This window comes from Streptacidiphilus sp. MAP5-3 (genome assembly GCF_041262505.1).
Classification (GTDB): domain Bacteria; phylum Actinomycetota; class Actinomycetes; order Streptomycetales; family Streptomycetaceae; genus Streptacidiphilus.
In genome coordinates, this window is sequence record NZ_JBGCCL010000002.1 from 528,944 (window position 1) to 550,130 (window position 21,187).

The window sequence follows — 21,187 nt, forward strand, 5'->3', positions numbered from 1 at the left end:
CGTGGGTGGCGGCGTCCAACTGCGGGGTTCCCCGGACAGATTCCACCTGACTTCCAAGAGGGGGACGGTATGTGACTTGATGTCGTATCTGTCGTTATTGGTGCGTCGCCCGTGCCGTGAGGTGGACCGGGCAGACACCCACCGACAGCGACAGAGAGAACGGCAACGTGACGCAGGTGAGGGAGCTCTACCTGAGTGTGGCGGACACAGCGGCGAACCTGTTGGCCGCACCGGAAGTGGCAGAGGCTTGGCTCCAGCCCTCCGCGCTGGCGAAGCTCAGCGTCCAGGGGCTGGCGGGTCACCTGGCCGGGCAGGTCTTCCTGATCCCCACCGTGCTCGCAGAGCCAGTACCTACCGAGCCCGTCATCTCGATCCACGAGTACTACGCGCGAGTCAGCTGGATCGGCTCAGACCTCGACACGCCGTTCAACCAGGCCATCCGATCCGGCGGTGAGGAAGACGCAGCCGAGGGTCCGGCCGCCCTGGCCACGCGAGTCGCCGCGTGCGTCGAGGAACTGCGCGGCAGCCTGCCCGCCAGACTGAATCGCCGGGTTCGACGCCCCACCTGGGGGCCGTGGTCGATCGGTCTCGACGACTTCATCACCAGCCGGCTCCTGGAACTCGTCGTCCACTCCGACGACCTTGCGTACAGCGTCGGGTTGCCGACGCCGGAGTTCCCGGTCCCTGCCGTCGAAACCGTCGTGGACCTGCTCACCCGGATCGCCCTGCGGCGGCACGGCGCGACCAATGTCCTGCGTGCACTGAGCCGCAGCGAACGCGCACCTGTTTCCATCTCGGCGCTCTAGCGCAAGCGCCACCCGAGCGGCGAGGGTTGGGGATGGTCGAGTGCTCGGCCGAGGTCGGGGAAAATGCCGTGCAGGTGACTTGGCGAGGTTTCAGACTGCGGGCATGAATGAAGATGCCTTCCCCTCCGGTGCTCCGAGGCCGTCCGTTCAGTCCACCGAGGAACTCGGATTTCCTCCGGATTCCCGACTGTTGATCGTCAACTGCGATGACTTCGGGATGTATCCGGCGATCAACGCCGCGGTGGTTGAGTCGATCGAGCAGGGGATCGCCAGTTCTTGCAGCGTGATGCCCTCGTGTCCGGCGGCGTCGGATGCCATGCAGCGTCTGCGCCGGCGACCGGGGATCGGGTTCGGGATCCATCTCACGCTGGTGTGCGAGATGCCTCGGCTGCGATGGGGCCCGCTCGCCGGCGAGGAGAAAGTGCCGTCACTGCTGGACGACAAGGGTCAGCTGTTCGCGCCAACATCGGCTGGACGGGCGGCTCTGCTGGGTCAGGCGCGACTCGACGAGGTCGAGCTGGAGTTCCGCGCGCAGATCGACGCCGTCGCCGATGTGGGGCTCACTCCGACCCATCTGGACTTCCACTGCCTGGCCGACGGAGGACGCGACGACATCTTCGACCTGACGTTGGCGCTGGCCGGCGAGTATGGCCTCGCGGTCCGGACCTGGCTGAAGCTGGGGCGAGACGTGGTCCGGCGACGAGGACTGGTGGCCGTCGACAACGACTTCCTGGACAGCTTCTCCCTGGACAGCGCGGGGAAAGCGGCCCAGTATGCTCGGCTGCTACGTGATCTTCCCAGTGGTCTGAACGAGTGGGCTGTCCATCCCAGCCTGGCCGATGAGGTCTCGCGGGCCGTTGACGACGGCTGGCTCGTCCGACGCACTGACTACGAGTTCCTGACATCACCTCAAGCCCGGGAAGTCCTGCGCCAGGAGGGCATCGTGGTGATCGACTACAAACTGATCCAGCGAGTCTGGACAGAGAAGTTCAGTTCGCGTTGAAGCCGGCGAAGCGCTCGGCGTTCGTTCAGTGTTCGTCGAGTACGGCGAGCGTGAGTTGACCAAGGTGTGCGGGGTCGGCGATGACGTTGTAGGCGGCGATCCGGTCACCCACGATGGTGAACCTGATGACCATGGCCAGGCGGCCGTGCGGGGCCACGACCGCGCCGACGGTGCCGTCGACCATTGCGGGGGCGGCGTGGCGGGCGCGGCGGCCGAAGGCCAGGATCCCGTCCGCGACGTCGCGGACGCCGCGGGCCTCGGTGGCCGCGCCGGGTGGGAGGGCGATCGGGTCGGTGTGACGGACCACGTCGGTGGTGAGCAGGTGCAGCAGGGCGGCGAGGTCGCCGGTGCGTGAGGCGGTGAGGAACGCCTCGACCACGCGGCGCTGCCGGGCCACCTGCGTTGGGGGCGCTGCCGGGGCCGCGTGCACGCGGCGGCGGGCGCGGCTGGCGAGCTTCTTGGTGGTAGCGGGGGAGCGGTCGACGATGGGCGCGATCTCGTCGAAGGGGACGGCGAACAGGTCGTGCAGCACGAACGCGACCCGCTCGGCCGGTGCGAGGGCGTCGAGGACGACCAGCATGGCCCGGCCGACGCTGTCGATGAGCACGGCTTCCTGCTCCGGGTCCGCTCCGTCACCGACCGCCTGAGGTTCCTCGCCGCCGAGTTGGGGCGCGCCGAGTTGATGCGCGCCTGGCTGCTCGGGGCGGGCGGCACGGGCGCGGAGCATGTCGAGGCAGACCCGGGAGGCGGCGGTGCGCAGCCAGGCGTCGAGGTTGCGGATCTCGTCGGCACCGGTGCGGTGGAGCTTGAGCCAGGTCTCCTGGACCGCGTCGTCCGCCTCGTTGACGGAGCCGAGCATGCGGAAGGCGAGTGCGCGCAGCGGCCGGCGCAGTGTCTCGAACCGCTCGGCCAGTTCGGCCGTCGCGGTCTGTGCGTCCTCACCCATGGGTCTCCGGTCTCCCCGTTCTCCGGTCACCTTTGCCGCGTGACTCGCGTCGATCGTATGAGACCCGCGAGAAACGCGGATGATCGGAAGGATCCCGGTGATGAGTACGACGACCATGACCACTGCCCTGACCCAACCGCTGTTGCGGCCGTTCGACCTGGGCGTCCTGCGCCTGCCCACCCGCGTGGTGGTGGCGCCGACAACGCGGGCACGCGCGGAGAACCCGGGGTTGGTGCCGACTGAACTGCACGTCGCCCACTACGCGCAGCGCGCGACGGCGGGCCTGGTCATCTGCGAGAGCTTGTTCGTGAGCGAGCGGGGGATCGGGCAGGTGAACGTCCCCGGGATCTACAGCCCGGAGCAGGTGGCGGGCTGGCGGCGGGTCACCGACGTCGTGCACGCGCTCGGTGGCCGAATCGTGGCCCAGCTGTGGCACGCGGGCGCGGTCTCCCACCCGGACCACCACGGCGGACGACTGCCCGCCGGCCCGTCGGCGGTGAACCCGGGTCAGACGGTGTTCACGCCGACGGGGCCCAAGCCGACCCGCACTCCGCGCGAGATGACCGTGGCCGAGATCGAACAGGCGGTGGCGGACTACGCGGCCGCGGCGGTGAACGCGCGGCGGGCCGGGTTCGACGGCGTGGAACTGCCCGCCCAGGGCGTGTATGTGATTCCTCAGTTCCTGAGTCCGAGGTTGAACCGGCGTACGGACGCCTACGGCGGGGACCGGGCGCGTCGGCGGCGCCTGCTGTTCGAGATCATCGACGCGGTGGCCGCGGCCTGGGGCGGTGAGCCGCGGGTCGGGGTGCGGTTGGGGCCGTACTGGAACACGGGCGGACAGTTCGCCTTCGACCCGGATCGGCTCACCGAGTACGACGAGTTGACGGCGGCTCTCAACGACCGTCCGGCCGTCGCCTACCTGCACCTCCTCGGTGCAGACCCGACCGGACCGGATGGCCCGGACCTCAGCCTGTTCGCCCGCTACCGTCGGCTGTTCGCCGGGCCGCTGATCGCGAACAACGGCTTCGACCGGGAGTCGGGGAACGCCGCGATCGAGGCCGGTGTCGCCGACGCGGTCTCCTTCGCCCGGCACTTCGTCGCCAACCCGGATCTCGTCACCCGCTTCGCGCTCGGCTGCAGGCTGGCTCAGGGGGATCCGAGTACCTACTACACCGGGGGAGTCCGCGGGTATCTCGACCACCCGGCCTGTGATTGCGGCGTGTGAACGGGCCCGGCGTGCGGCGCGCGCCGACAGCCCACTCCCCTCCGTCGAGAGGGCCGACGAGCGGGCCGACGGGCAGTCAGCCCGCTGCGACCCCACGGGGCATGCGCGCACGGACCGCGAAGGTCGCCAACCAGTGCGCGGTGGTGAAGTCGGTCGAAGCCAGGAACTCCTCCGCCACCACGAGATGTGCCTGAGCCGCCTCGCCGGCCCCGGCCATGAACGGTGCCAGGCCGCGCAGCGCCGCCGCCCGGGAGAAGCACAGCCCGATGAGATGGCCGATCTGCGGATCCGCCCGATCGGAGATCCGGGGCGGCGTCAGCAAGGGCCCGGCCTCCGGGAGGAAGCGCGCGAGCCACTCCGTGAACCGGTCCTGGGGGAGCACCCGCCGCATCGCCTCTGCCTCGCACAGCGTGGGTGAGAGGAAGTCCTGCCCGGACGGCTCCCAGTGCACCGGGGCGGCGCGGTCCTGCTCGAACCACCGCAGCAGCGTCGCCCGCACCGGGCGCTCCAGTTCCGGATGGCCGGCCGGGGCCGCAGCGTCCAGCACCAGCCCCAGCGCGAACGCACTGTTGCTGTGCACGCCGTGCCGCACCGGATAGGTGGCCTTCTCCAGCCAGGCCGGCAACAGCGCCGCGACCGCTTCCGCCGCGGGCGCCAGTGCCTGGGCCCAGCGGGTGTCCGCGCACTCCGCGGCGAGCGTGAGCAGCCAGGCCCAGCCGTAGGGGCGTTCGAAGCCGGGATGGTCGAGCAGGTAGCGGGCCTCCTGCCGGACGGCCGGCAGCGTCAACTGCGTGTCCAGCAGCGCCTCGACCGCCTCAGCGCCGAGCTCCGCGCCGAGCTCCGCGTCGAGCTGTGCACGGGTGGTGCGCAGCAGGTGGACCAGCAGCCAGTGCATGTGCACCGAGGAGTGCCAGTCGTAGGAGCCGAAGAAGACCGGGTGCCGCTCCCGCGGTGGGACGAGGTCCTCCGGGCCGCGCAGCAGCTGCGCGGGGGCGTACGGATAGGCGCGGGTGATGTTCTCCATCGCGAGGCGGGCGAATCCGGCGTTCGACGCGGAGGCGTCCCACGAGGAGCGGTTCGACGCGGCGGCGTCCCGCGCAAGGGCGTTCAATGCAGTGCACCTCCCACCTCGGTGATCTCCTGGCCGTTCAACGCGGTGGAGACGATCGCGCGCAGTCCCTCGGCCACCGCCGGGATCGCAAGCGAGGGGCGTTGCCCGTCCAGGACCTGTTCCGGAGCGAACGGAATGTGCACGAAGCCGCCGCGCAGCCCTGGCCGCTCGGTGGCGATCAGGTGCGCCAGCCCGTAGGCGACGTGGTTGCAGACGAAGGTGCCGGCGCTGTGCGAGACCGAAGCGGGCAGCCCGGTCCCGCGGGCCGCCGCGACGCAGGCCTTGACCGGGAGGGAGGAGAAGTACGCGGCAGGGCCGTCCGGCACGATCGGCCGGTCGATCGGCTGCTGACCGGCGTTGTCCGGGATGCGCGCGTCGTCCAGGTTGATCGCGACGCGCTCGACGGTGAGGTCCGTGCGCCCGCCGGCTTGCCCGACGCAGACCACCAGCGTCGGATCGGTGCGCTCGACCGCCGCGCGCAGCTCGTCCAGGGCGGTGCCGAAGACGCAACTGAGCCGGACGGTCGAGACGTCGGGCTCGGAGGCGAGCAGCCGGACCGCCTCCCAGGAGGGGTTGACCGATTCGCCTCCGAAGGGTTCGAAGCCGGTGAGCAGCACGCGAGGCATGGAGACCTTTCCGAACTCAGAACGCGCAGAGCGACATGATGGCGACGCAGCAGACGAAGAGGCCGCCGGCGGTGGGCAGTTGGGCCTTGATCGGGCCGTACTGGTCCTTGAGCTCCAGCAGCGCGGCCGGGACCAGGTTGAAATTGGCCGCCATAGGGGTGCACAGGGTTCCGCAGAACCCGGCGAGCATGCCGACGGCCAGTACGCAGGGCGCGTTGCCGTGCATCTGCTGGATCAGGATCGGCCAGCCCACGGCGGCTGTCATCACCGGGAAGGCGGCGAAGGCGTTGCCCATCACCGCGGTGAACAGGGCCATCCCCAGGCAGTAGACCAGCACGGCGAGGAAGGTCTGCCGGTGCGGCAGCACGTAGTTGACGATCGTGCCCACCTGGGTGCCGACGCCGGCGGCCTGGAAGATCGCGCCCAGGATGGCGAGCAACTGGGGCAGCAGCAGCGCCCAGCCCATGGACTCCAGCATGCCGCGCCCGGCGTGCAGTGGGACGGCCGGGTTGCGCTCGCGCACGATCACCATCGCCACCAGCAGCGCCACGATCGCGCCGATCCCCAGGCCCAGGACGGTCTCCGCACCGCTCTCCAGAACAGGCTTGCCGTCGATGCGCCAGGCCTTGACCAGGGTGGAGCAGATCACCGCGACCACCGGGATGACCAGGGCGGGGATGAAGATCTTGTTGCCCAGCCGGGCGGCGCGCTGCTCGCGCTCGGCGGGGGAGGTGGTGCGCGGGTTGCCGCGGCCGGTGAGGTTGAAGCCGCCCAGGCAGATCGTCACCAGCACGGCCAGGCCCAGCGGTTGGGTCGGGGCCTGGTGGTTCAGCACCCAGGTGCTGTAGATGAAGCCCGTGCCCAGCAGGCCCCAGAAGGCCGAGGTGCCGAAGCGCTTCGGGTTGCTGCGGTCGAAGAGCATCTGCCCGGCCATGGCCAGGAAGATCGCTCCGATCAGCCAGTAGAACCACTCGGACTTGATCATTCGGCTGCCTCACGGACCTTCTCGGCGGTCGGCGCCAGGGTGCTGAGACTGCGGTCCAGGCGCAGCATCCGGAAGCCGTGGATGACGAAGGCGCAGGCCGCGACCGGGATCGCCCACGCCGCGAGCTGCACCGGTTGCAGGCTGACGTGGTAGGCGGCGTTCACGGTGCTGGTGATCAGGAGGATGGAGCCGACCGCAAGGAAGCAGTCCTCGCCGAAGAACAAGCCCACGGTGTCGGCGCTGGCGGCGTAGGAGCGGACCTTCTCCCGGACCGCCTCCGGCAGGGGCCCGCCGATCCGGCGCTCGACCGCTCCCTCGGCCATCGGCGCGACCATCGGCCGTACGGTCTGCGCCGGGCCGCCGATGCTGGACAGGCCGACGGCCGCGGTGAGTTGGCGGAGGAGCAGGTACAGAACGAGGAAGCGTCCGGCGGTCAGCTTCCCGAGCCTGCCGATCAGATTGCGGGCCTGGGCCTGAAGTCCGTTGCGCTCGAGCAGGCCGATCACCGGCAGCGTGATGGCGAAGACGGTCACTGCGCGGCTGGAGGCGAAGCCCTGCCCGAAGGCGGCGAGGATGCCGGAGAGGGAGAGCTTTCCCAGCAGCCCGGTGACGATCCCCGCCACGCCGACGACCAGGAGCGGATTGCGTTTGGTCGCGAACCCGAGGACCACCACGAGCACGCCAAGCAGAACGATCATGAGGCGTCCTTCCGTGTTCCGTGCTTCTGTTGCGGAGGACGCTATGGATTGTTCAACAATCAGGCAAGGGGTGCTGCGGGAGAAATTTTCCGGGACGGACAGGGCCTAAGGCAGTCGGGAGTACGCCTCGACCAACTGGCGTCGGGAGTCCTCCAGGTAGAAGGCCAGGTCCTGGGCCGCCTGCTCCGCCTCGCCGGCCTCCAGGGTGGTCAGGAGCTGCCGGTTGCGGCCCAGATAGGGCTCGTGGAACCGGCGGGGATCCCCCATCGCGTGGAAGGCCAGCCGCAGTTCGGCCAGCACGCGGACCATCAGCCGGTCGACGTGCGGGCTCTCCGCCAGCCCGGCCAGGGCCTGGTGGAAGCGGATGTCCGCAGTGCCGCAGTCGTTCCAGCGGCCCTCCAGAGCGGCCTGCTCCCCGGCCCGCACAGCCTCCCGCACCGCGGCCAGCGGGTAGTCGCCGCCGCGCAGTTCGCGCAGCGCCCCGCACTCGATCAGCCGCCGGACCTGGTAGAGGTCGGCCAGGTCCGCGCTGGTCAGGCGGCGTACCCGGACCCCCTTGTTGGGCTCGTGGGTGAGCAGGCCCTCCTGGGTGAGCAGCCGGAACGCCTCCCGCAGGGTGTTGCGTGAGACCCCGAGCCCGGCCGCGAGCTCAGCCTCCACCAGTCGGGACCCGGGCACCAGGACACCCTCGGTGATCCGCTCCCGCAAGCTCTCCGCCGCTCGCTGCGCGGTGCCTGTTCCCATCGGTGCTCCTCCCTGCCCGCGTGCCGTGATCAGTCAATCCCAGCGGCCGGTTTTGTTCAACGTTTCTGCTGGATTGTTGAACAATATCGAGATGGTGGGCGACCCGGCGACCCGGCGACCCGGCGACCCGGCGTCGCTGGAGGCGGCGGCACGGGCCGCACCGGGTGCACTCGTGCGCTTCCGGCCGGCGCGGTGCCACTGACACGCCGCACGGCGGACGGTCGGGCGGCCTCGGCTCCGCAGCCTCGTACGCTGGTCGGCAAGGGAGGTCGTGATGGCACATCAGAACACGTCGAGTGCTGACCTGCTGGTCGAGCTGTGGCACTCCTGGGCGGAGCGCGGGGCTGCGCTGGCGCCGACCGAATGGACTCGGCCGACAAGACTGCCCGGATGGTCGGTGCGGGCGTTGTATGCCCATGTGGCGCTGGACCCGACGATGCTCGCCGGGCTGCGCGAAGCGGTGCTGGAGGAGCCGCCGAAGGTCACCAGCGGGGCCGAGATCCTCCGGATCTTCAACCGGCCCGGCGGTGTGGCGCACAGCGCGGCGGACCTGGTCGCCGCGCAGGCCCGGGAGACGGCCGACAGCATGACGCCGGAGGAACTGATCAGGCGCTTCGCGGAGTTGGGCCCCGCGGCTGTCGCGGAGCTCGCCGCCCTCCCGCCCGACACACCCGTCGCGCATCGGGCGGGCACGGTCACACTGGGGGCGCTGCGCGAGATCGCGGTGACGGAGGCGACCGTCCACCTGCTGGACCTGATCGACGCCGTCGGCGGCCCTCCACCGCCTGCCGCAGCAGTGCGGGCCACCCGGGACCTGCTGGTGGACGTGGTCGATCCGACGGTCTTCATCGAGGCGGCGGCCGGCCGGACCACGGATGCCGTGCTCCTGGTGATGAGGTAGGAACCGGACTGACCGGTCCTGTCGCCCTGTCAGAACTAGAGTGACCTCATGGAATATCGATCGCTGGGCAACAGTGGGCTCCTCGTCTCGGTGGTCGGACTGGGTTGCAACAACTTCGGCGTACGCCTCGACGCAGCGCAGACGCGCGAGGTGGTCGACGCGGCACTGGATGCCGGGGTGACCCTCTTCGACACCGCCGACATCTACGGTGGTGGAGGCGGCTCCGAGACGCTGCTCGGTCGGGCGTTGAAGGGGCGGCGTGACGAGGTCGTGCTGGCCACGAAGTTCGGCCATCGGAGCGGCGATCTTGGGTACGGGCCCGCCGCGGGGGCGAAGGGCGGCCGGGCCTACATCCGGCGCGCGGTCGAGGAGTCGCTGAGGCGCCTGCAGACGGACCACATCGACCTCTACCAACTGCACACGCCCGACCCGTCCACGCCGATCGCCGAGACGCTCGCCGCGCTCAGCGAGCTGGTACGCGAGGGCAAGGTCCGCTACATCGGGCACTCCAACTTCGCCGGTTGGCAGATCGCCGAGGCCGCGCACGTGGCTCGGGAGACCGGGGCAGTCCCGTTCGTCTCGGCCCAGAACGAGTGGTCGCTGCTCGCACGCGGCGCGGAGCGGGAGGTGGTACCGGCGGCGTTGCACTACGGCCTGGGTGTGCTGCCGTATTTCCCGCTCGCCAACGGCCTGCTGACCGGCAAGGTGCGCCGCGCGACGGGTGTGCCCGCAGGCTCACGCCTGGCGTCGCGGCCCGAGCGGGTGACCGAGGCCGGTCTCGACGCGGTCGAACGCCTCGCGGCCTGGGGCGAGGCCCACGGACGGAGCATCCTGGAGATCGGCGTGGGCGCGCTCGCCGCGCGGCCCGGCTGCGGCTCGGTCATCGCCGGGGCGACCAGCGCCGAGCAGGTGCGCGCCAATGCCGCTGCGGGGCAGTGGGCGCCGACGCCCGAGGAACTGGCGGAGATCGACGCGGCCCTCGATGCGGAGTCCGGCACTGCCTGAGAGCTCGGCGGGCGAGGGGTGGCGGCATCGTGGCCACGGCCGTTCGTCTCACCCAGCCCGCCGTGATCAGTTGAGGCAGACAAGTCCCAGCAGGCAGATGGTGGGCGGATTCGTGGAGCTGGTGGCGGGCGAGGATGCGCTGGAGCTCGGCGGCGTGGCGCCGGTCGTGGGCGCCGAGGTCGGCGTGGCCCCGGTGGTGGGAGTGGCCGCCGTTGTGGGCGCGGCGGCGGGGGTGGTGCGCGGAGCGGCGGAGTGGCCCGAGGCCTGCCGAGTGCTGGCTTGAGTGCGCGCCGGGGTGACGACCTGCGTCATCGGGGCCGCGGTGGGCTGCACCGGCACCGCTGAGTGGGTGTTCGAGACAGCCTGCGTGGAGGCAGGCGCCGACGGCTGCGGCGTCGTGGTGGCGACCGGCTGCGCCGGCGGGGTACTGGCGACCGCTGTAGGAGTGTTGACCTGAATTCCTGCCTGGGGCGCCATGGCCGCGTTCGCATCCGCTGGCTTGGCGGACGCACCGTCAGGCAGCGCCGCGAGCGACAGACCTCCACCGAAGACAGCGAAGACCGCCGCGGTGGCGGCCCTGCGCTTGTGCTTCTTCAACCGCGCCAGCTGCCGTCGCCGCGCTGCGCGCCCGCCCGCGGCCACCGCGACCAGCGCCGACTCATCGGGTATCGCGGTCGTGGGTTCGGCGTTCTCGACGGACGGGGAGTCGGTCAGAAAGTAGGTGCCGCAACCAGGACACGACAGGGCCCCGTTGACGTGCCGACGGCACGAGGCGCAGTAATCCACGAGCGGCATCCAGGGGTCTCGAACGGAATCTTGTACTGGCTCACGGTATGCGCTTCCGAAGAGGACAATGTGGGGGCCTGGTGAGGCTCTTGGAGAGATTGGTTTGCTGAGGCGACGCCATAGCGCCACGCCGGCTCGGGCAACGTGTCCTGTGAGTGCGCGCGCGGCCGGTCTTGCGGTGAGCACCGGCCCGGACCAAAGCGGTGCGGTGATCCGTGGAGTGCGCTCGAATATGAGCTGATCAGGCTCCAGCCCCTGGCGGACCGGGCAGACGAACGTGAACGAGACCTGGCCGCGGCCCGCACCAGTCTGCGACAGATGATTCGAGGCTGGGGACGGCGACACCAGGGTGAGTACACCCTGGTTGGCTGCGCGGACACCGGCGATCGTGGAGATCACGACGGGGTGCCAGAGACCCGGCCGCGACGGCAGTGAAGTCGTCTGCGCGGTCGCCGACCGGGTCCGCGCAGAATGCTTCCGCTGCATCCGGCTGGAGGAACTGCTCACCACAGGCGGCTCCCTGCAACACCCCGCACTACACCGACATTACGTCACGAGAGGAACGCACCATGCCGTTCGCCAACTTCAAGGTCCCGGAGAAGACCCTCGACGAGAAGCAGAAGGAGCAGATCGTCACCGAGACCACCGAGCTGTACGTCCGGATCTTCGGAGAGCGCGCCCGTGCCAGCACAATGGTCCTGGTCGAGGAGGTCGCCGTCGGGGGCTGGGGCATCGGCGGCGATGTCCTGACCCTGGCCAAGCTGGCCGCCGGACCGCAGACCTGACCCGCTTCGCACCCGGCACGCAGCCAGGGGACGCCATCCCCTGGCTGCACCCCTGCAACTGGAAGAGACTCGAAGACATGGATCTGTCGGAACTCGGGACCTTCCTGAAGTCGCGGCGGGACCGGATCACCCCGGCCGAGGCCGGGCTGCCGGCCGGCACCCGCCGCCGCGTACCGGGCCTGCGCCGCGACGAGGTCGCCCAACTGGCCAGCGCCTCGGTGGAGTACTACACCGAACTGGAGCAGGGGCGCGGCTCCCAACCCACCGTCCAGATGCTCACCGGCCTGGCCCGGGCGCTGCGCCTGGACACTGACGAACGCGACCACTTGTTCTTGCTGGCCGGGCGCCCGGTCACTGCTGCCGCACACGGCACTGCGGCGTACGTGCAGCCGGCGATGCTGACCCTGCTGGACCGGCTGGACACCACGCCGGCTCTCATCATTACCGACCTGCATGAGACGCTGGCCCAGAACCGACTGGCCACCGCACTGCTGGGCCCGCCGGTAACCGGTGCCGGCCCGCAGGCCAGCTTCGTCCACCGCTGGTTCACCGACCCCGGCTCGCGCGGTGTCTACCCGGTCGAGGACCACCCGCACCACTCGCGCGTCCTGGTGTCCGACCTGCGCGCCGGCGTGGCCCGCCGGGACCATGACCCCGTGACACGGCAGCTGGTCGGCCGACTGCGACGGTCGAGCGCCGAATTCGCGCAGCTCTGGGCCACCGGCGACGTCGCCGTCCGACGCGGCGAGCGCAAGCGAATCATCCACCCGACGCTCGGCGTCGTGGAGATCAACTGCCAGAACCTGTTCAGCGAGGACGGCCGGCAGCGGCTCCAGTTCTACACCGCCCCGCCCGGCGGCCCGGCGGTCGAGCAACTGCGGCTGCTCGGCGTCATAGGAACCCAAGACCTCACTGGCGGGCCGGACATCACCGTGCCGCAAGTCCGTTCAGCCGGTTAGCCCCAATCCCGCGTCACCAATCCCGACGACTTCTGGACGGAAGGCACCGTGGAGTCCGGACAGCGGGTGTTCATGCACTGGCGCGAGGAGCAACGGCTGCGGGACGCGGGCGAAGATCCGTGGTCCCAGCTCATCTGAAGAACGATGCCGACCAAGCAGCCGAGTAGCAAAGCCCGTTGCGTTAACGATCTGCGGTGCCAGGATTGGGCGTGTGGCCAGCGAAGAGGAATGGATCCAGACCCGTGCAGGGCTGCGGCTCGGGCAGCGGTTCCGGGGGCGCGTGACCGCGGTCCCGAACCCGGGTGCGACCGGAGTCTTCGTCGATATCGGTCTGCCGGTTGGCGGTTTCGTCGACGTGTTGTTGTTGCCGACCTTCGCTGAGCTCTGGCCGAGCGTGGGGACCGAGGCCGACTTCGAGGTCTGGTGGGCCGATCAGCGACACCAGGTGCGCCTCAAGCCAGTGGATCGCCGCTTCTTGCGGGACGACTTTGACGTCTGGCGGGCGAATTGGCGGCCCGGCTGGCCGGAGGACGTGCCGGTGGACCAGGCCTGGGTCGCCGCGACCGCGACCGCGAAGCGGGACACCGGCGTGGTCGAGCAGACCATGCGGGAGGCCGGATGGCACCCGGGACGGTCAGTCCCCGTCAAGGGTTGGCGCGAGACGCTGGAGAGAAGCGGCCTGGTCCGCATGCATGACGCGGCCGAACGGTTCTTGACCGAGTTCGGCGGCCTGGAGGTGCAGATCAGCGGGCCGGGCATCACCTGCGCGAAGACGCCGTTCCACTTCAAACCGGACTGCTGCATGGGCGAGGAGGACCGCTTCGCTGACTGGGGCGAAACGCTGGGCCGGGACCTCTTTCCGATCGGCGAGCTCGACGAGGGGAGGTTCTTCCTCGGCATCGACGAGACCAGCGAGGTCTACCTCATCGAGACTTGGGCCGCGACGTTCGGAACTGCCCAGGAGGCGTTGGAGAAGCTCGTCTTGGGTATCGCTCCGACCAGGGTTGCGAGCGCTGTCTGAGCAGGGTCGCAGTCTCCGTCAGCACCTTGAGTTCAGCGAGCGTGTCAGTTCCCGGTTGGCGGCGCGAGCCGCTTCAAGCTCGGAGGTGCGCGCTCACCCGCGGTCGACCGGTCGACCGGTCGGCATCGGCCGCTCCGGCCCCTCCCGGGCCAACTCCAGCTTCTCAGACAGCTCGGCGACCTCGGCTTCCAGTTCCTCCACCCGAAGCCGGACGGCTGCCTCGCGCACTTCCAAACCCAATGTAGTTCTCGGCCTCGAGTCGGCCGCTGCAGGCCAGTAGGGCGTCGGCGACCCAGGCGTCTGGCCCGTCAGCGATGCGGGAGACCGCAGAGGGTTGTCACGGGCAGCTGGGGGAGTGGCACCATGAGCTGGTGCTCACGGTGGGGATCGACTTGTCAGCGGACCGTTCCAAGACGGCGGTGGCGGTGGTGGATTGGCGCCACGGGGCAGCCTTCGTCGAAACCCCAAGGCTGCGGTGCACCGATGAGGAACTGGTCGACCTGATCGCGGACCTGAGCTCCGACGACCGAGTCGGGATCGACACGCCGTTCGGATGGCCCGCCGAGTTCGTACGCGCGGTGAGCGCGCATCTGGCAGGCAGTCAATGGCCGGGCCGTGGCCAGGACAGCGAGCGCTACCGCAAGGATCACCTGCGGTACCGGCTTACCGACCAGCTCACCTGGGAGCGGCTGCGCCCGCTGAGCCCGCCGCTGCCCGCGCCGTTCGACCGGATTGGTGCGATGGTCGCTCGCTGGGCTCACCTGGAGGACGCCCTGCGTGCGCGGGGCTGCCGGATCGACCGGGCTGGAACAGGGCGCGTCTGCGAGGTCTACCCGAAGGCCTCACGTCACCAGTGGCAGCTCTCCAAAGAACGCAGCATGGGCGATCTCGTGGCCGCGGCACCGTGGGTGCGGTGCGATTCGGCGGCACGAGCGGCCTACGACGCGAGTGAGCACGCCTTCGACGCTCTGGTGTGCGCCTTGACCGCCCGCGCCGTTGCTCTCAAGCTGACACTCGCTCCCACCGGCACACAGCTAGAGGCGGCACGGGCGGAAGGCTGGATCCACATGCCGAACCCGGGATCGTTTCCCCAACTCCCCGAATAGATGCGGCTCGCGCCCAGCAGGTCGATGAGGGCCCGAAGGGCACGCAGGCCGCGAACGTCGTCCCCGACTGACCCGAGTAACGCAGATGGCCCCGGCCACCCGTCAGGGTGCCCAGGGCCATCCGCATACTCCCGTCCCTCACCTCAGATGAAGTGCAGCTCGACCTCACGGACTGCGCAGAAGCGCAGGACGATGGCCAGTCGGCGGGCGTCCTCGACGTGCTGGTTGGCAAGCGCGTCTTGGCCCTCCTCCTGCCATTGGTCGGTGATCGCTTCGAGGCAGGGCGTCATCGCAGCGCATTGGGTGGGTGTGAGGTCTGAGCCGCCGTCATCCGGGTGATCGAGAAGCGGGGCGAGGGGGGTGGAGACGCTGGTCCAGGGCCGATCCCCGCCGTGGCCGTGCAGGTCCGAGAGAACGAAGCCCTCTGCCTGTGCCAGACGTTCCCGGAAGGCGGGATCACTGCGGGAGACGTGGTCGTGATGGTCGTCGCGGGCTTGGTCGCTCGTGAACTGCTACGAGCCATAGGGGCCCTGACCGCGGGCCTGTCCCGGTAGCGGTTGCTGCGCGCGACGACGACTGTGGTTGCTGGAGGCACGGTTCGTCAAGGGGCTCCGGGGTCAGCGGGCAAACCCGCGTTCGATACGGGCGAGGACGGCGGAGGGGCCGTCCTCTGCTGCGATTCGGTGGGCGATGTCGGCCGCACGGCGGCGGACGGGCTCGGTCCTGGCGGCTGTGATCGCGGCTGCGAGGTTCCCGGCGGTGAGATCCTGGAACGGCAGCGGCGCAGGGGCGACCGCGAGCCGGTGCAGGCGTTCCGCCCAGAACGGCTGGTCGGCCATGACGGGGACGGGCACCGTGGGGACTCCGGCCCGCAGTCCGACTCCGGTGGTTCCCGCTCCGGCGTGGTGGACAACGACCTCCGTGCGGGGGAACAGCCAGTCATGGGGCAGGTCGCCGACGGCCATGATGTCGTCTCCCGCTGCGCTCATCCCGGCCCATCCCGTCTGCACAACCGCGCGCACACCCGCGCGCCGCACCGCCGCAGCCACCAGTTCGCTGAGGCGCTGGCCCTGCCCAGGGGCCATGCTGCCGAATCCGATGAAGACCGGGGGCGGCCCGGCCTGGAGGAAGTCGACGAGTTCGGCAGGAGGCTGCCAGCCCTGCGGTCGGGCAGGCCACCAGTAGGCCGCCACGTCGACCCCGGACGGCCAGTCCTCCGGGCGCGGCACCACCAGCGGGCTGAAGCCGTGGAGGACCGGCCCGCCGTGTCCGACCGGCACCCTGCGCGTTGCGTCGGGCAGAGCGAGGCGAGCGCGCATCCGCTCTGCCGCGCCCGCGAAGACCTTGTCCGCGCGGCGGAGCACCGCTTGTCCGGCGGCGAGGTTCCCATCCGGTCCGAGGTCGTCGTGTGCCGGGGAGCCGGGCAGCGGGAAGAGCCGGGTGGCGAAGGCGGGTGCGAGGTAGGTCCCGAGGACGGGAAGGTCGAACGCTTCCCCTGCCGCTCGGCTGAGTGCCGAAGGGCCGAAGGCGGTGAGCAGCAGGTCAGCCCCGGCGGCCACGGCTTGCACCACTCCGTCAGCGAGCCCGTCCAGAAACGTCGTCATCACCGTCCGGGCTTCCTCGGGTGTGGCCGCCCGGCCCCTGGAGCGGTTGAGTTCCTGCGGGTCTCCCGGGAGCGGGCTGCACTGGAGGCCGCACGCCTCGACGAGGGGTGCGAACGGAGGATGGGCAGCGACGGTGACCTGGTGTCCGGCATCGAGCAGGTGCCGACCCAGACCCGTGAACGGCGCGACGTCGCCTCGTGATCCGGCGGTGATGATCAGAATCCGCAAACAGCGATTCTCCCCAGAAGGCGCCCCCTCCTCCGGGTCGCTCTGCTGCCGTGCGCGCGGTGCAGAACGGGACGCGCTTCGGGCGGATGTAGTAGTGGGTCGCCACCCACCAGGCGATCAGTGTCGCGTTCTGCGCCCGGGCACGCTGGACTTCGTCGGCGCTGGGAGTCCACCGCTGTCGGGAGCGAAGGGTCCGAACGTCTGTGATCCGTTTCGGGTTGAACGGGTCCCGGATGTCCCGGACGCCCGGTATCTGCCAGTCGACACCCTCCAGCACGTCCACTCGGCCGGTGTGCAGGCTCAGCGATCCCTCGTGGAAGCCCGCCGGATCCGCCATCGCCGACTCCATGAGGGACAGTTGCGCGCCTTCGGAGATGCTCAGCTCCCGAGCGGTTCCGAGGCGGATCTTGTCCTTGAGGTCACCGATCCCGACCCGGTCAATGATCGCGGGCACCAGCTCGTCGTACGGCACAGGACTCGAGAAGAAGCCTGTGACCAGGAGCCGGCACACCAGCGCCTCCTGGTGGTAGTCGGGCTGGAGGGTGAGCCGAGACGGTCGCCAGGCGGAGTCGATCTCCTGCAGTCCGAGCTGCTCCAGCGAGAACATCGAGGCCACTTCGTCCAGGCGTCCAAGGAGCCGCTGCCTGGCACGGGACCGCCGCTGCCGCACACCCGGCAAGGCCATGACCAGGCGCAGGCGCGGGTTCGACGGGATGCCCGACCACAGGGCGGCCCTCAAGGGAACGCTCGCCATGACCAGGCCGAAGCCGAGGAACCGCGCCATGTTCCTGCCAACCGACACAGGACCCCCGATCGCCATGAGCAAAGCACCGCTTGGCCGCAGCGTAACCGGTCGTGCCGTTGTGCAGGCGCGGAACAGGCCTCCCGCGGGTGACCGGATCGGGGCGGACCAAGCCCGGGCGGTACTGCTGACTGCACCCCTGTCCACTGGATGGAATTGCGCCCGCCGCGGACGGTGCGCGCGGCACCGTGGTCGGCATGAACGTGAAACCGGAGACAGACGACCTCGCCGCCTACCTCGCGGCGGACGAGGTGATCGACCATCAGCACCGGGAGCTGCGGCGGCTGGCCGCCGAGCTGGCCACCCCGGAGGCGGCGTTCCACCACGTCCGGGACCAGGTGGCGCACTCCGCTGACGCGGGCGCGTACAGCGGGGCGTTCCGCGCGTCCGAGGTGCTGGCCGCGCGCAACGCGATCTGCCACGGCAAGTCCCACCTGCTGGCCGCGCTGCTGCGGGCGCAGGGCGTGCCGACCGGGCTGTGTTACCAGCGGCTGGAGGACGGCGAGGGCGGCTTCGCGCTGCACGCTCTCAACGCCGTGTACCTGGACGGCCGCTGGTCCCGTCTGGACGCCCGGGGCAACCGGGAGGGCGTGGGCACGCAGTACGACCTGCAACGGGAGCGGCTGGCCTGGCCGGTCCGGCCGGAGCTGGGCGAGTGCGACTACCCCGTGGTCTTCGCCGCGCCGCCGGATCTGCTGGTCCGGGCGCTCGCCCAGGCGGTGCCGGGCCGATCCGGCTACGGCTACCTGCCGGGTGAGCTTCCTGATGAGGAGCTGATCATCGGATCCTAGAGCCGGTGCCCCGCACCGCGGTCGGATTCAGCCGTAGAACACGGCCGTCTGCGTCGGCCCGAGGGCGTCGGACGCCGGGGCCGGGGGCTGGTGACGGAGGTCCCGGCCGAGGTCGAAGAGGGTGACGTCGTGGTGGGTCAGGTCGTAGCCGTGCAGGTGGCGGCCGTGGATCCGGGGGTCGGTGAGCGGCAGTGTGGTGTGGGCCAGGCCGAGCGGGCGCAGGATCCGGTCGGTGATCTCCTGGCCCGCGCTGCACCTGGTGACCCCCTCGATCACGAGTTTCGCCTACTTCACCGCCTCGCCATCAAGCGGCGCGGACCTCGCCCCTGGCCTCGCGACCCGTCGGTCTCAAGCTCACGGCCACAAGGGCCAGACCAGCAGCAGGTAGCCGCCGAACAGGGCGGACATCACGGTCCCGGATGCCAGTACCGCGCCGGCAACCCTGCGACGCGCCCGCGCCAGGGCGCTCGCCGCAGGGAAGAGCAGCGGGAAAGCGGGGAGGAGGAACCGCCCCATGCACATGAAGTAGCCGTGATCGCCGAGCGCGATCGCCATCAACCCCGCGCTGTAGACGGCAAGCAGGACGTGTTGGCGTCCGCTGACGGCGACGACGAGGAGCAGGAGCGCGGCAAGGACGACGCCGGCGACCACTACCGTTTCGAGAGGCAGGGCGCGGGCCGACCCGAAAATCGTCTGGAACTCGCGGAAAGTGCCATCTCCCCCGTCCCACACTGAGCCCCAGTGTTCTTGGACGGTGAGGTAGCCCCCGGTGAGGTCGTGCACGCGGAGGCCGACCCAGGCCACGTACCCGGACCAGCCTGCGGAGGCGATTCCCGCTCCCGCCAACGGGCGCCACCAGCGCACCGTCGGCGCAGGACGCACGCAACGGCGTGCCCGGACCACACGCGCCGACTCCACGAGCGCGGCTGCTCCGAGCGCCGCCACCACGGCCACGCCGCTGGGACGGGTCAGCCCGGCAAGGCAGCCCAGCAGCCCGGCCCGAATCCAATGATCGGCAAGAGCGCAGTACAGGGCCCATGCGCACAAGGCGGTGAACTCGGACTCCGAGTAGGCCATGTTCTCCACAACAGCTATGGGCAGCATCCCCCAGAGCATCGCGGCGATCACGCCGGCCCGATGCCCGTGGCACACGAGCGCGGTGCGGTAGACGCCCCACGCCGCAGCGAACGCCGCAACGCAGCTCAGCGAGAGTCCGGCCTCGCGAAGGGAGAGCGGCGAACTCAGGTGAACAAACCTCATCATGTACGGAAAGGCGGGAAAGAACGCCAGGTCACTGTGCATGGTGTGCAACGGACTCGTGGCCAAGCCGCCCTGGTCGTAACCGCGCTCGGCGATGAAGAGGTACCAGCCGGAGTCCCAGTTGAAGAGGCGACCGGCCAGCGTAAGTCCGCGGCGGTGCGCCTCCAGCGCCAGCACGACCAGTCCCACTGTCCGCACCCCGGCGTAGCCCAGCAAGGCCTGACCGGCACCGCGCAGGACCGGCCTCTTCGGATCCCAGGACTCCGTCTCCGCTGACGTCTGTTCGTCACCATGCCCGGCACGTGGTCCCACAAGCGGTACTGCGGACACGGAGCGCATCCTCGACCTCTTCCTACGAAACCCCGCAAGGCCATGATGAGCAAGCACCGGCCGCAGACCACGACACCGAGCCGCATGAGTAGCTCGAATGAACCACGACCGCACCCTCTGAAAAGCCTCAGGGTCTTGCGGTTCGCGATATTGGTCGGTGGAGGTGTCCAGCGTGCGCGTCGGCACGGGACATGTCGGTCGACACCGCTTGGCGGCCTGGCTAGGGTCGCAGGCGTGACGATCATGTTGAACGATGCCGCCCGCAGGCTTCTTGACGATGTGAATCCCGCGGTGCTGGCCACCGTGAACCCCGACGGCAGCCCGCAGACCTCGGTGGTCTGGGTCGCCCGGGACGGCGACGAGTTGCTGCTCTCTTCGGCAGCCGGCCGCCGCAAGGTCACCAACGTGGAGCGCGACGCGCGGGTCAGCCTGACCGTTTACGACCGGGCCGACCCGCTGCGATACCTGGAGGTACGCGGTACCGCGACGGTCGCCGAGGACCTGGGCCGGAAGCTGGCCGTCGCACTGGCCGAGCAGTACGAGGGGCCCGGCGCGGGCGAGGAGTACCTGGAACTGCCGCCGGAGGTGGTGCGGGTGGTCGTCAGGATCACCCCGCAGCGGCTGGTCGGCACCTTCGCCGACTGAATGCTCGTTTCAAGGCGGGTTGAGCCCCCGATATCGCAACTCCTGCTCGTCGGGGTCGGATTCCGCTTGTCCACAGAGCCTCCTGAGGCCCCCTGCACGGGGATTGAGTACGGGGGGCGTGCCGGTCGTCCCGGTCGTGCCGGGGGAGCGATGCTCATGGTGCCGGTGTCAGCTCCGGCGTGAAGACGCGGTCGATGTGGTGACTCAGGACCCCCCAGGCGGCGTCCACGCTGCGCTGTCCGACGAGGACGCTGGTCCCGAGCCCCGCGGACATCGCGAGCAGGCCGACCACCTCGGCGCGCAGGTCGATGTCCCGTGGCGTCTGCCCGGCCTCCCGTGCGGCAGCCAGCTGCGCGAGCAGCAGGTCCTCCATGGCGTCGGGGTCGCGCAGAAGCGGCTGGGTGGCGAGAGCCGGATCGGTCAGCGCAAGGGTGGCGTACGAGGTGTAGACGAGGTGGAAGGTGCGGCTCTCGTCGTCCGTGGGCAGGGCCTCGGCCAGGATGGCTTCGATGACGGTGCGTGGGGTCGGTGACGTGCCGTCGGCCCGAACGCGCTTGCGCACCCGCTCGCCCATCCGTTGGGCGAGGTAGCCCAGCGCGAAATGGAGCAACTGCTCCTTGGTCTTGAAGTAGTACTGGATCAAGGGGACTGAGATCCCCGCCTCATCCGCGACGTCGCGCATGGCGACCGCATGCAGGCCCCTGGTGCCGGCGCGCCGCAGGAGGGCTTCGGCGATCTGGTGGCGTCGTTCCTCGTGGTCGACCCGCTTCGGCATGATTTTACTATACGCTCATATGGTGAAAGCTGGTCGGCTCATCGC

At 70.1% G+C, this 21,187-nt stretch carries 24 protein-coding genes; 11 read left to right on the forward strand and 13 right to left on the reverse strand.

Annotation, left to right across the window (positions count from 1 at the left end):
- Positions 1–167 precede the first annotated feature (167 nt).
- Both ABH928_RS06135 and ABH928_RS06140 read left to right on the forward strand, forming a co-directional pair.
- Positions 168–806, forward strand: a complete 639-nt coding sequence (locus ABH928_RS06135) for a maleylpyruvate isomerase N-terminal domain-containing protein (RefSeq protein WP_370062834.1) — start codon at positions 168–170, stop codon at positions 804–806.
- A gap of 103 nt (positions 807–909) precedes the next feature.
- Positions 910–1,809 carry a polysaccharide deacetylase family protein gene (locus ABH928_RS06140; RefSeq protein WP_370062836.1) on the forward strand — a complete coding sequence of 300 codons (900 nt, stop codon included), beginning with the start codon at positions 910–912 and terminating at the stop codon, positions 1,807–1,809.
- Between the two features lie 25 nt (positions 1,810–1,834).
- Here the strand turns inward: ABH928_RS06140 and ABH928_RS06145 are convergent, their stop codons facing one another.
- On the reverse strand, positions 1,835–2,755 hold the full coding sequence (locus ABH928_RS06145) for a sigma-70 family RNA polymerase sigma factor (protein WP_370062838.1): 921 nt from the start codon (positions 2,753–2,755) through the stop codon (positions 1,835–1,837).
- Positions 2,756–2,855: 100 nt separating this feature from the next.
- Between ABH928_RS06145 and ABH928_RS06150 the strand changes: the two genes are divergently transcribed.
- On the forward strand, positions 2,856–3,980 hold the full coding sequence (locus tag ABH928_RS06150) for an alkene reductase (protein WP_370062840.1): 1,125 nt from the start codon (positions 2,856–2,858) through the stop codon (positions 3,978–3,980).
- Positions 3,981–4,056: 76 nt separating this feature from the next.
- Here ABH928_RS06150 and ABH928_RS06155 read toward each other — a convergent pair whose 3' ends face one another.
- The 5 genes from ABH928_RS06155 to ABH928_RS06175 all read right to left on the reverse strand — a co-directional run bounded on the left by ABH928_RS06155 (position 4,057) and on the right by ABH928_RS06175 (position 8,144).
- Positions 4,057–5,091: a DUF2891 domain-containing protein gene (locus ABH928_RS06155; RefSeq protein WP_370062842.1), complete on the reverse strand. Its 1,035-nt coding sequence runs from the start codon at positions 5,089–5,091 to the stop codon at positions 4,057–4,059.
- Complete coding sequence (gene pcp / locus ABH928_RS06160; RefSeq protein WP_370062844.1) at positions 5,088–5,717, reverse strand: pyroglutamyl-peptidase I; 630 nt, start codon at positions 5,715–5,717, stop codon at positions 5,088–5,090. Before pcp ends, ABH928_RS06155 begins: the two co-directional genes overlap by 4 nt.
- 16 nt (positions 5,718–5,733) lie before the next feature.
- Entirely contained in the window at positions 5,734–6,702 is a 969-nt protein-coding gene (locus ABH928_RS06165) for a DUF979 domain-containing protein (protein ID WP_370062846.1), read from the reverse strand.
- Entirely contained in the window at positions 6,699–7,400 is a 702-nt protein-coding gene (locus tag ABH928_RS06170; protein WP_370062848.1) for a DUF969 domain-containing protein, read from the reverse strand. The genes ABH928_RS06165 and ABH928_RS06170 overlap by 4 nt, the downstream gene beginning before the upstream one ends.
- A gap of 105 nt (positions 7,401–7,505) precedes the next feature.
- Positions 7,506–8,144, reverse strand: coding sequence for a GntR family transcriptional regulator (locus ABH928_RS06175; RefSeq protein WP_370062850.1), 639 nt, complete (start codon positions 8,142–8,144; stop codon positions 7,506–7,508).
- Positions 8,145–8,418: 274 nt separating this feature from the next.
- Between ABH928_RS06175 and ABH928_RS06180 the strand changes: the two genes are divergently transcribed.
- Together ABH928_RS06180 and ABH928_RS06185 are read left to right on the forward strand one after the other, a co-directional pair.
- Complete coding sequence (locus tag ABH928_RS06180; protein WP_370062852.1) at positions 8,419–9,045, forward strand: maleylpyruvate isomerase N-terminal domain-containing protein; 627 nt, start codon at positions 8,419–8,421, stop codon at positions 9,043–9,045.
- 48 nt (positions 9,046–9,093) lie between these two features.
- On the forward strand, positions 9,094–10,050 hold the full coding sequence (locus ABH928_RS06185; protein WP_370062854.1) for an aldo/keto reductase: 957 nt from the start codon (positions 9,094–9,096) through the stop codon (positions 10,048–10,050).
- A 66-nt stretch (positions 10,051–10,116) separates the two neighbouring features.
- On the opposite strand, the gene ABH928_RS06190 is transcribed toward ABH928_RS06185, so the two are convergent.
- Complete coding sequence (locus ABH928_RS06190; RefSeq protein ID WP_370062856.1) at positions 10,117–10,845, reverse strand: hypothetical protein; 729 nt, start codon at positions 10,843–10,845, stop codon at positions 10,117–10,119.
- A gap of 560 nt (positions 10,846–11,405) precedes the next feature.
- Here ABH928_RS06190 and ABH928_RS06195 point away from each other — a divergent pair.
- From ABH928_RS06195 to ABH928_RS06205, 3 genes are all read left to right on the forward strand, one after another.
- The gene (locus tag ABH928_RS06195) at positions 11,406–11,621 is read left to right on the forward strand and encodes a tautomerase family protein (protein ID WP_370062858.1); all 216 of its coding nucleotides are present in this window, start codon (positions 11,406–11,408) and stop codon (positions 11,619–11,621) included.
- Positions 11,622–11,698: 77 nt separating this feature from the next.
- Complete coding sequence (locus ABH928_RS06200) at positions 11,699–12,580, forward strand: helix-turn-helix transcriptional regulator (protein WP_370062860.1); 882 nt, start codon at positions 11,699–11,701, stop codon at positions 12,578–12,580.
- Between the two features lie 211 nt (positions 12,581–12,791).
- Complete coding sequence (locus ABH928_RS06205) at positions 12,792–13,601, forward strand: SUKH-3 domain-containing protein (protein ID WP_370062862.1); 810 nt, start codon at positions 12,792–12,794, stop codon at positions 13,599–13,601.
- Positions 13,602–13,694: 93 nt separating this feature from the next.
- Here ABH928_RS06205 and ABH928_RS06210 read toward each other — a convergent pair whose 3' ends face one another.
- Positions 13,695–13,829, reverse strand: coding sequence for a hypothetical protein (locus ABH928_RS06210; RefSeq protein ID WP_370062864.1), 135 nt, complete (start codon positions 13,827–13,829; stop codon positions 13,695–13,697).
- A gap of 143 nt (positions 13,830–13,972) precedes the next feature.
- On the opposite strand from ABH928_RS06210, the gene ABH928_RS06215 reads away from it, so the two are divergent.
- Positions 13,973–14,707, forward strand: a complete 735-nt coding sequence (locus tag ABH928_RS06215; RefSeq protein ID WP_370062866.1) for a DUF429 domain-containing protein — start codon at positions 13,973–13,975, stop codon at positions 14,705–14,707.
- 143 nt (positions 14,708–14,850) lie between these two features.
- Here the strand turns inward: ABH928_RS06215 and ABH928_RS06220 are convergent, their stop codons facing one another.
- Entirely contained in the window at positions 14,851–14,997 is a 147-nt protein-coding gene (locus tag ABH928_RS06220; RefSeq protein WP_370062868.1) for a hypothetical protein, read from the reverse strand.
- A gap of 327 nt (positions 14,998–15,324) precedes the next feature.
- On the reverse strand, positions 15,325–16,539 hold the full coding sequence (locus tag ABH928_RS06225; protein ID WP_370062870.1) for a glycosyltransferase: 1,215 nt from the start codon (positions 16,537–16,539) through the stop codon (positions 15,325–15,327).
- A 999-nt stretch (positions 16,540–17,538) separates the two neighbouring features.
- Between ABH928_RS06225 and ABH928_RS06230 the strand changes: the two genes are divergently transcribed.
- Positions 17,539–18,132 carry a transglutaminase family protein gene (locus ABH928_RS06230; RefSeq protein WP_370062872.1) on the forward strand — a complete coding sequence of 198 codons (594 nt, stop codon included), beginning with the start codon at positions 17,539–17,541 and terminating at the stop codon, positions 18,130–18,132.
- A gap of 27 nt (positions 18,133–18,159) precedes the next feature.
- Here ABH928_RS06230 and ABH928_RS06235 read toward each other — a convergent pair whose 3' ends face one another.
- Together ABH928_RS06235 and ABH928_RS06240 are read right to left on the reverse strand one after the other, a co-directional pair.
- Positions 18,160–18,408, reverse strand: coding sequence for a hypothetical protein (locus ABH928_RS06235; protein WP_370062874.1), 249 nt, complete (start codon positions 18,406–18,408; stop codon positions 18,160–18,162).
- A gap of 78 nt (positions 18,409–18,486) precedes the next feature.
- Positions 18,487–19,722: a mannosyltransferase family protein gene (locus ABH928_RS06240; RefSeq protein ID WP_370062876.1), complete on the reverse strand. Its 1,236-nt coding sequence runs from the start codon at positions 19,720–19,722 to the stop codon at positions 18,487–18,489.
- A gap of 243 nt (positions 19,723–19,965) precedes the next feature.
- On the opposite strand from ABH928_RS06240, the gene ABH928_RS06245 reads away from it, so the two are divergent.
- Positions 19,966–20,367 carry a PPOX class F420-dependent oxidoreductase gene (locus ABH928_RS06245; protein ID WP_370062997.1) on the forward strand — a complete coding sequence of 134 codons (402 nt, stop codon included), beginning with the start codon at positions 19,966–19,968 and terminating at the stop codon, positions 20,365–20,367.
- Positions 20,368–20,521: 154 nt separating this feature from the next.
- Here ABH928_RS06245 and ABH928_RS06250 read toward each other — a convergent pair whose 3' ends face one another.
- Positions 20,522–21,142 (reverse strand): TetR/AcrR family transcriptional regulator, encoded by a 621-nt coding sequence (locus ABH928_RS06250; RefSeq protein ID WP_370062878.1) that lies wholly within the window; start codon positions 21,140–21,142, stop codon positions 20,522–20,524.
- Between the last annotated feature and the right edge of the window lie 45 nt (positions 21,143–21,187).

Bases quoted from the DNA above. Each gene is read 5' to 3' on its own strand.
- ABH928_RS06140 (WP_370062836.1), top strand. From the start codon at position 910: ATGAATGAAGATGCCTTCCCCTCCGGTGCTCCGAGGCCGTCCGTTCAG.
- ABH928_RS06145 (WP_370062838.1), bottom strand. From the start codon at position 2,755: ATGGGTGAGGACGCACAGACCGCGACGGCCGAACTGGCCGAGCGGTTC.
- ABH928_RS06150 (WP_370062840.1), top strand. From the start codon at position 2,856: ATGAGTACGACGACCATGACCACTGCCCTGACCCAACCGCTGTTGCGG.
- pcp (WP_370062844.1), bottom strand. From the start codon at position 5,717: ATGCCTCGCGTGCTGCTCACCGGCTTCGAACCCTTCGGAGGCGAATCG.
- ABH928_RS06165 (WP_370062846.1), bottom strand. From the start codon at position 6,702: ATGATCAAGTCCGAGTGGTTCTACTGGCTGATCGGAGCGATCTTCCTG.
- ABH928_RS06170 (WP_370062848.1), bottom strand. From the start codon at position 7,400: ATGATCGTTCTGCTTGGCGTGCTCGTGGTGGTCCTCGGGTTCGCGACC.
- ABH928_RS06175 (WP_370062850.1), bottom strand. From the start codon at position 8,144: ATGGGAACAGGCACCGCGCAGCGAGCGGCGGAGAGCTTGCGGGAGCGG.
- ABH928_RS06180 (WP_370062852.1), top strand. From the start codon at position 8,419: ATGGCACATCAGAACACGTCGAGTGCTGACCTGCTGGTCGAGCTGTGG.
- ABH928_RS06185 (WP_370062854.1), top strand. From the start codon at position 9,094: ATGGAATATCGATCGCTGGGCAACAGTGGGCTCCTCGTCTCGGTGGTC.
- ABH928_RS06190 (WP_370062856.1), bottom strand. From the start codon at position 10,845: ATGCCGCTCGTGGATTACTGCGCCTCGTGCCGTCGGCACGTCAACGGG.
- ABH928_RS06195 (WP_370062858.1), top strand. From the start codon at position 11,406: ATGCCGTTCGCCAACTTCAAGGTCCCGGAGAAGACCCTCGACGAGAAG.
- ABH928_RS06200 (WP_370062860.1), top strand. From the start codon at position 11,699: ATGGATCTGTCGGAACTCGGGACCTTCCTGAAGTCGCGGCGGGACCGG.
- ABH928_RS06220 (WP_370062868.1), bottom strand. From the start codon at position 14,997: ATGACGCCCTGCCTCGAAGCGATCACCGACCAATGGCAGGAGGAGGGC.
- ABH928_RS06230 (WP_370062872.1), top strand. From the start codon at position 17,539: ATGAACGTGAAACCGGAGACAGACGACCTCGCCGCCTACCTCGCGGCG.
- ABH928_RS06245 (WP_370062997.1), top strand. From the start codon at position 19,966: ATGTTGAACGATGCCGCCCGCAGGCTTCTTGACGATGTGAATCCCGCG.
- ABH928_RS06250 (WP_370062878.1), bottom strand. From the start codon at position 21,142: ATGCCGAAGCGGGTCGACCACGAGGAACGACGCCACCAGATCGCCGAA.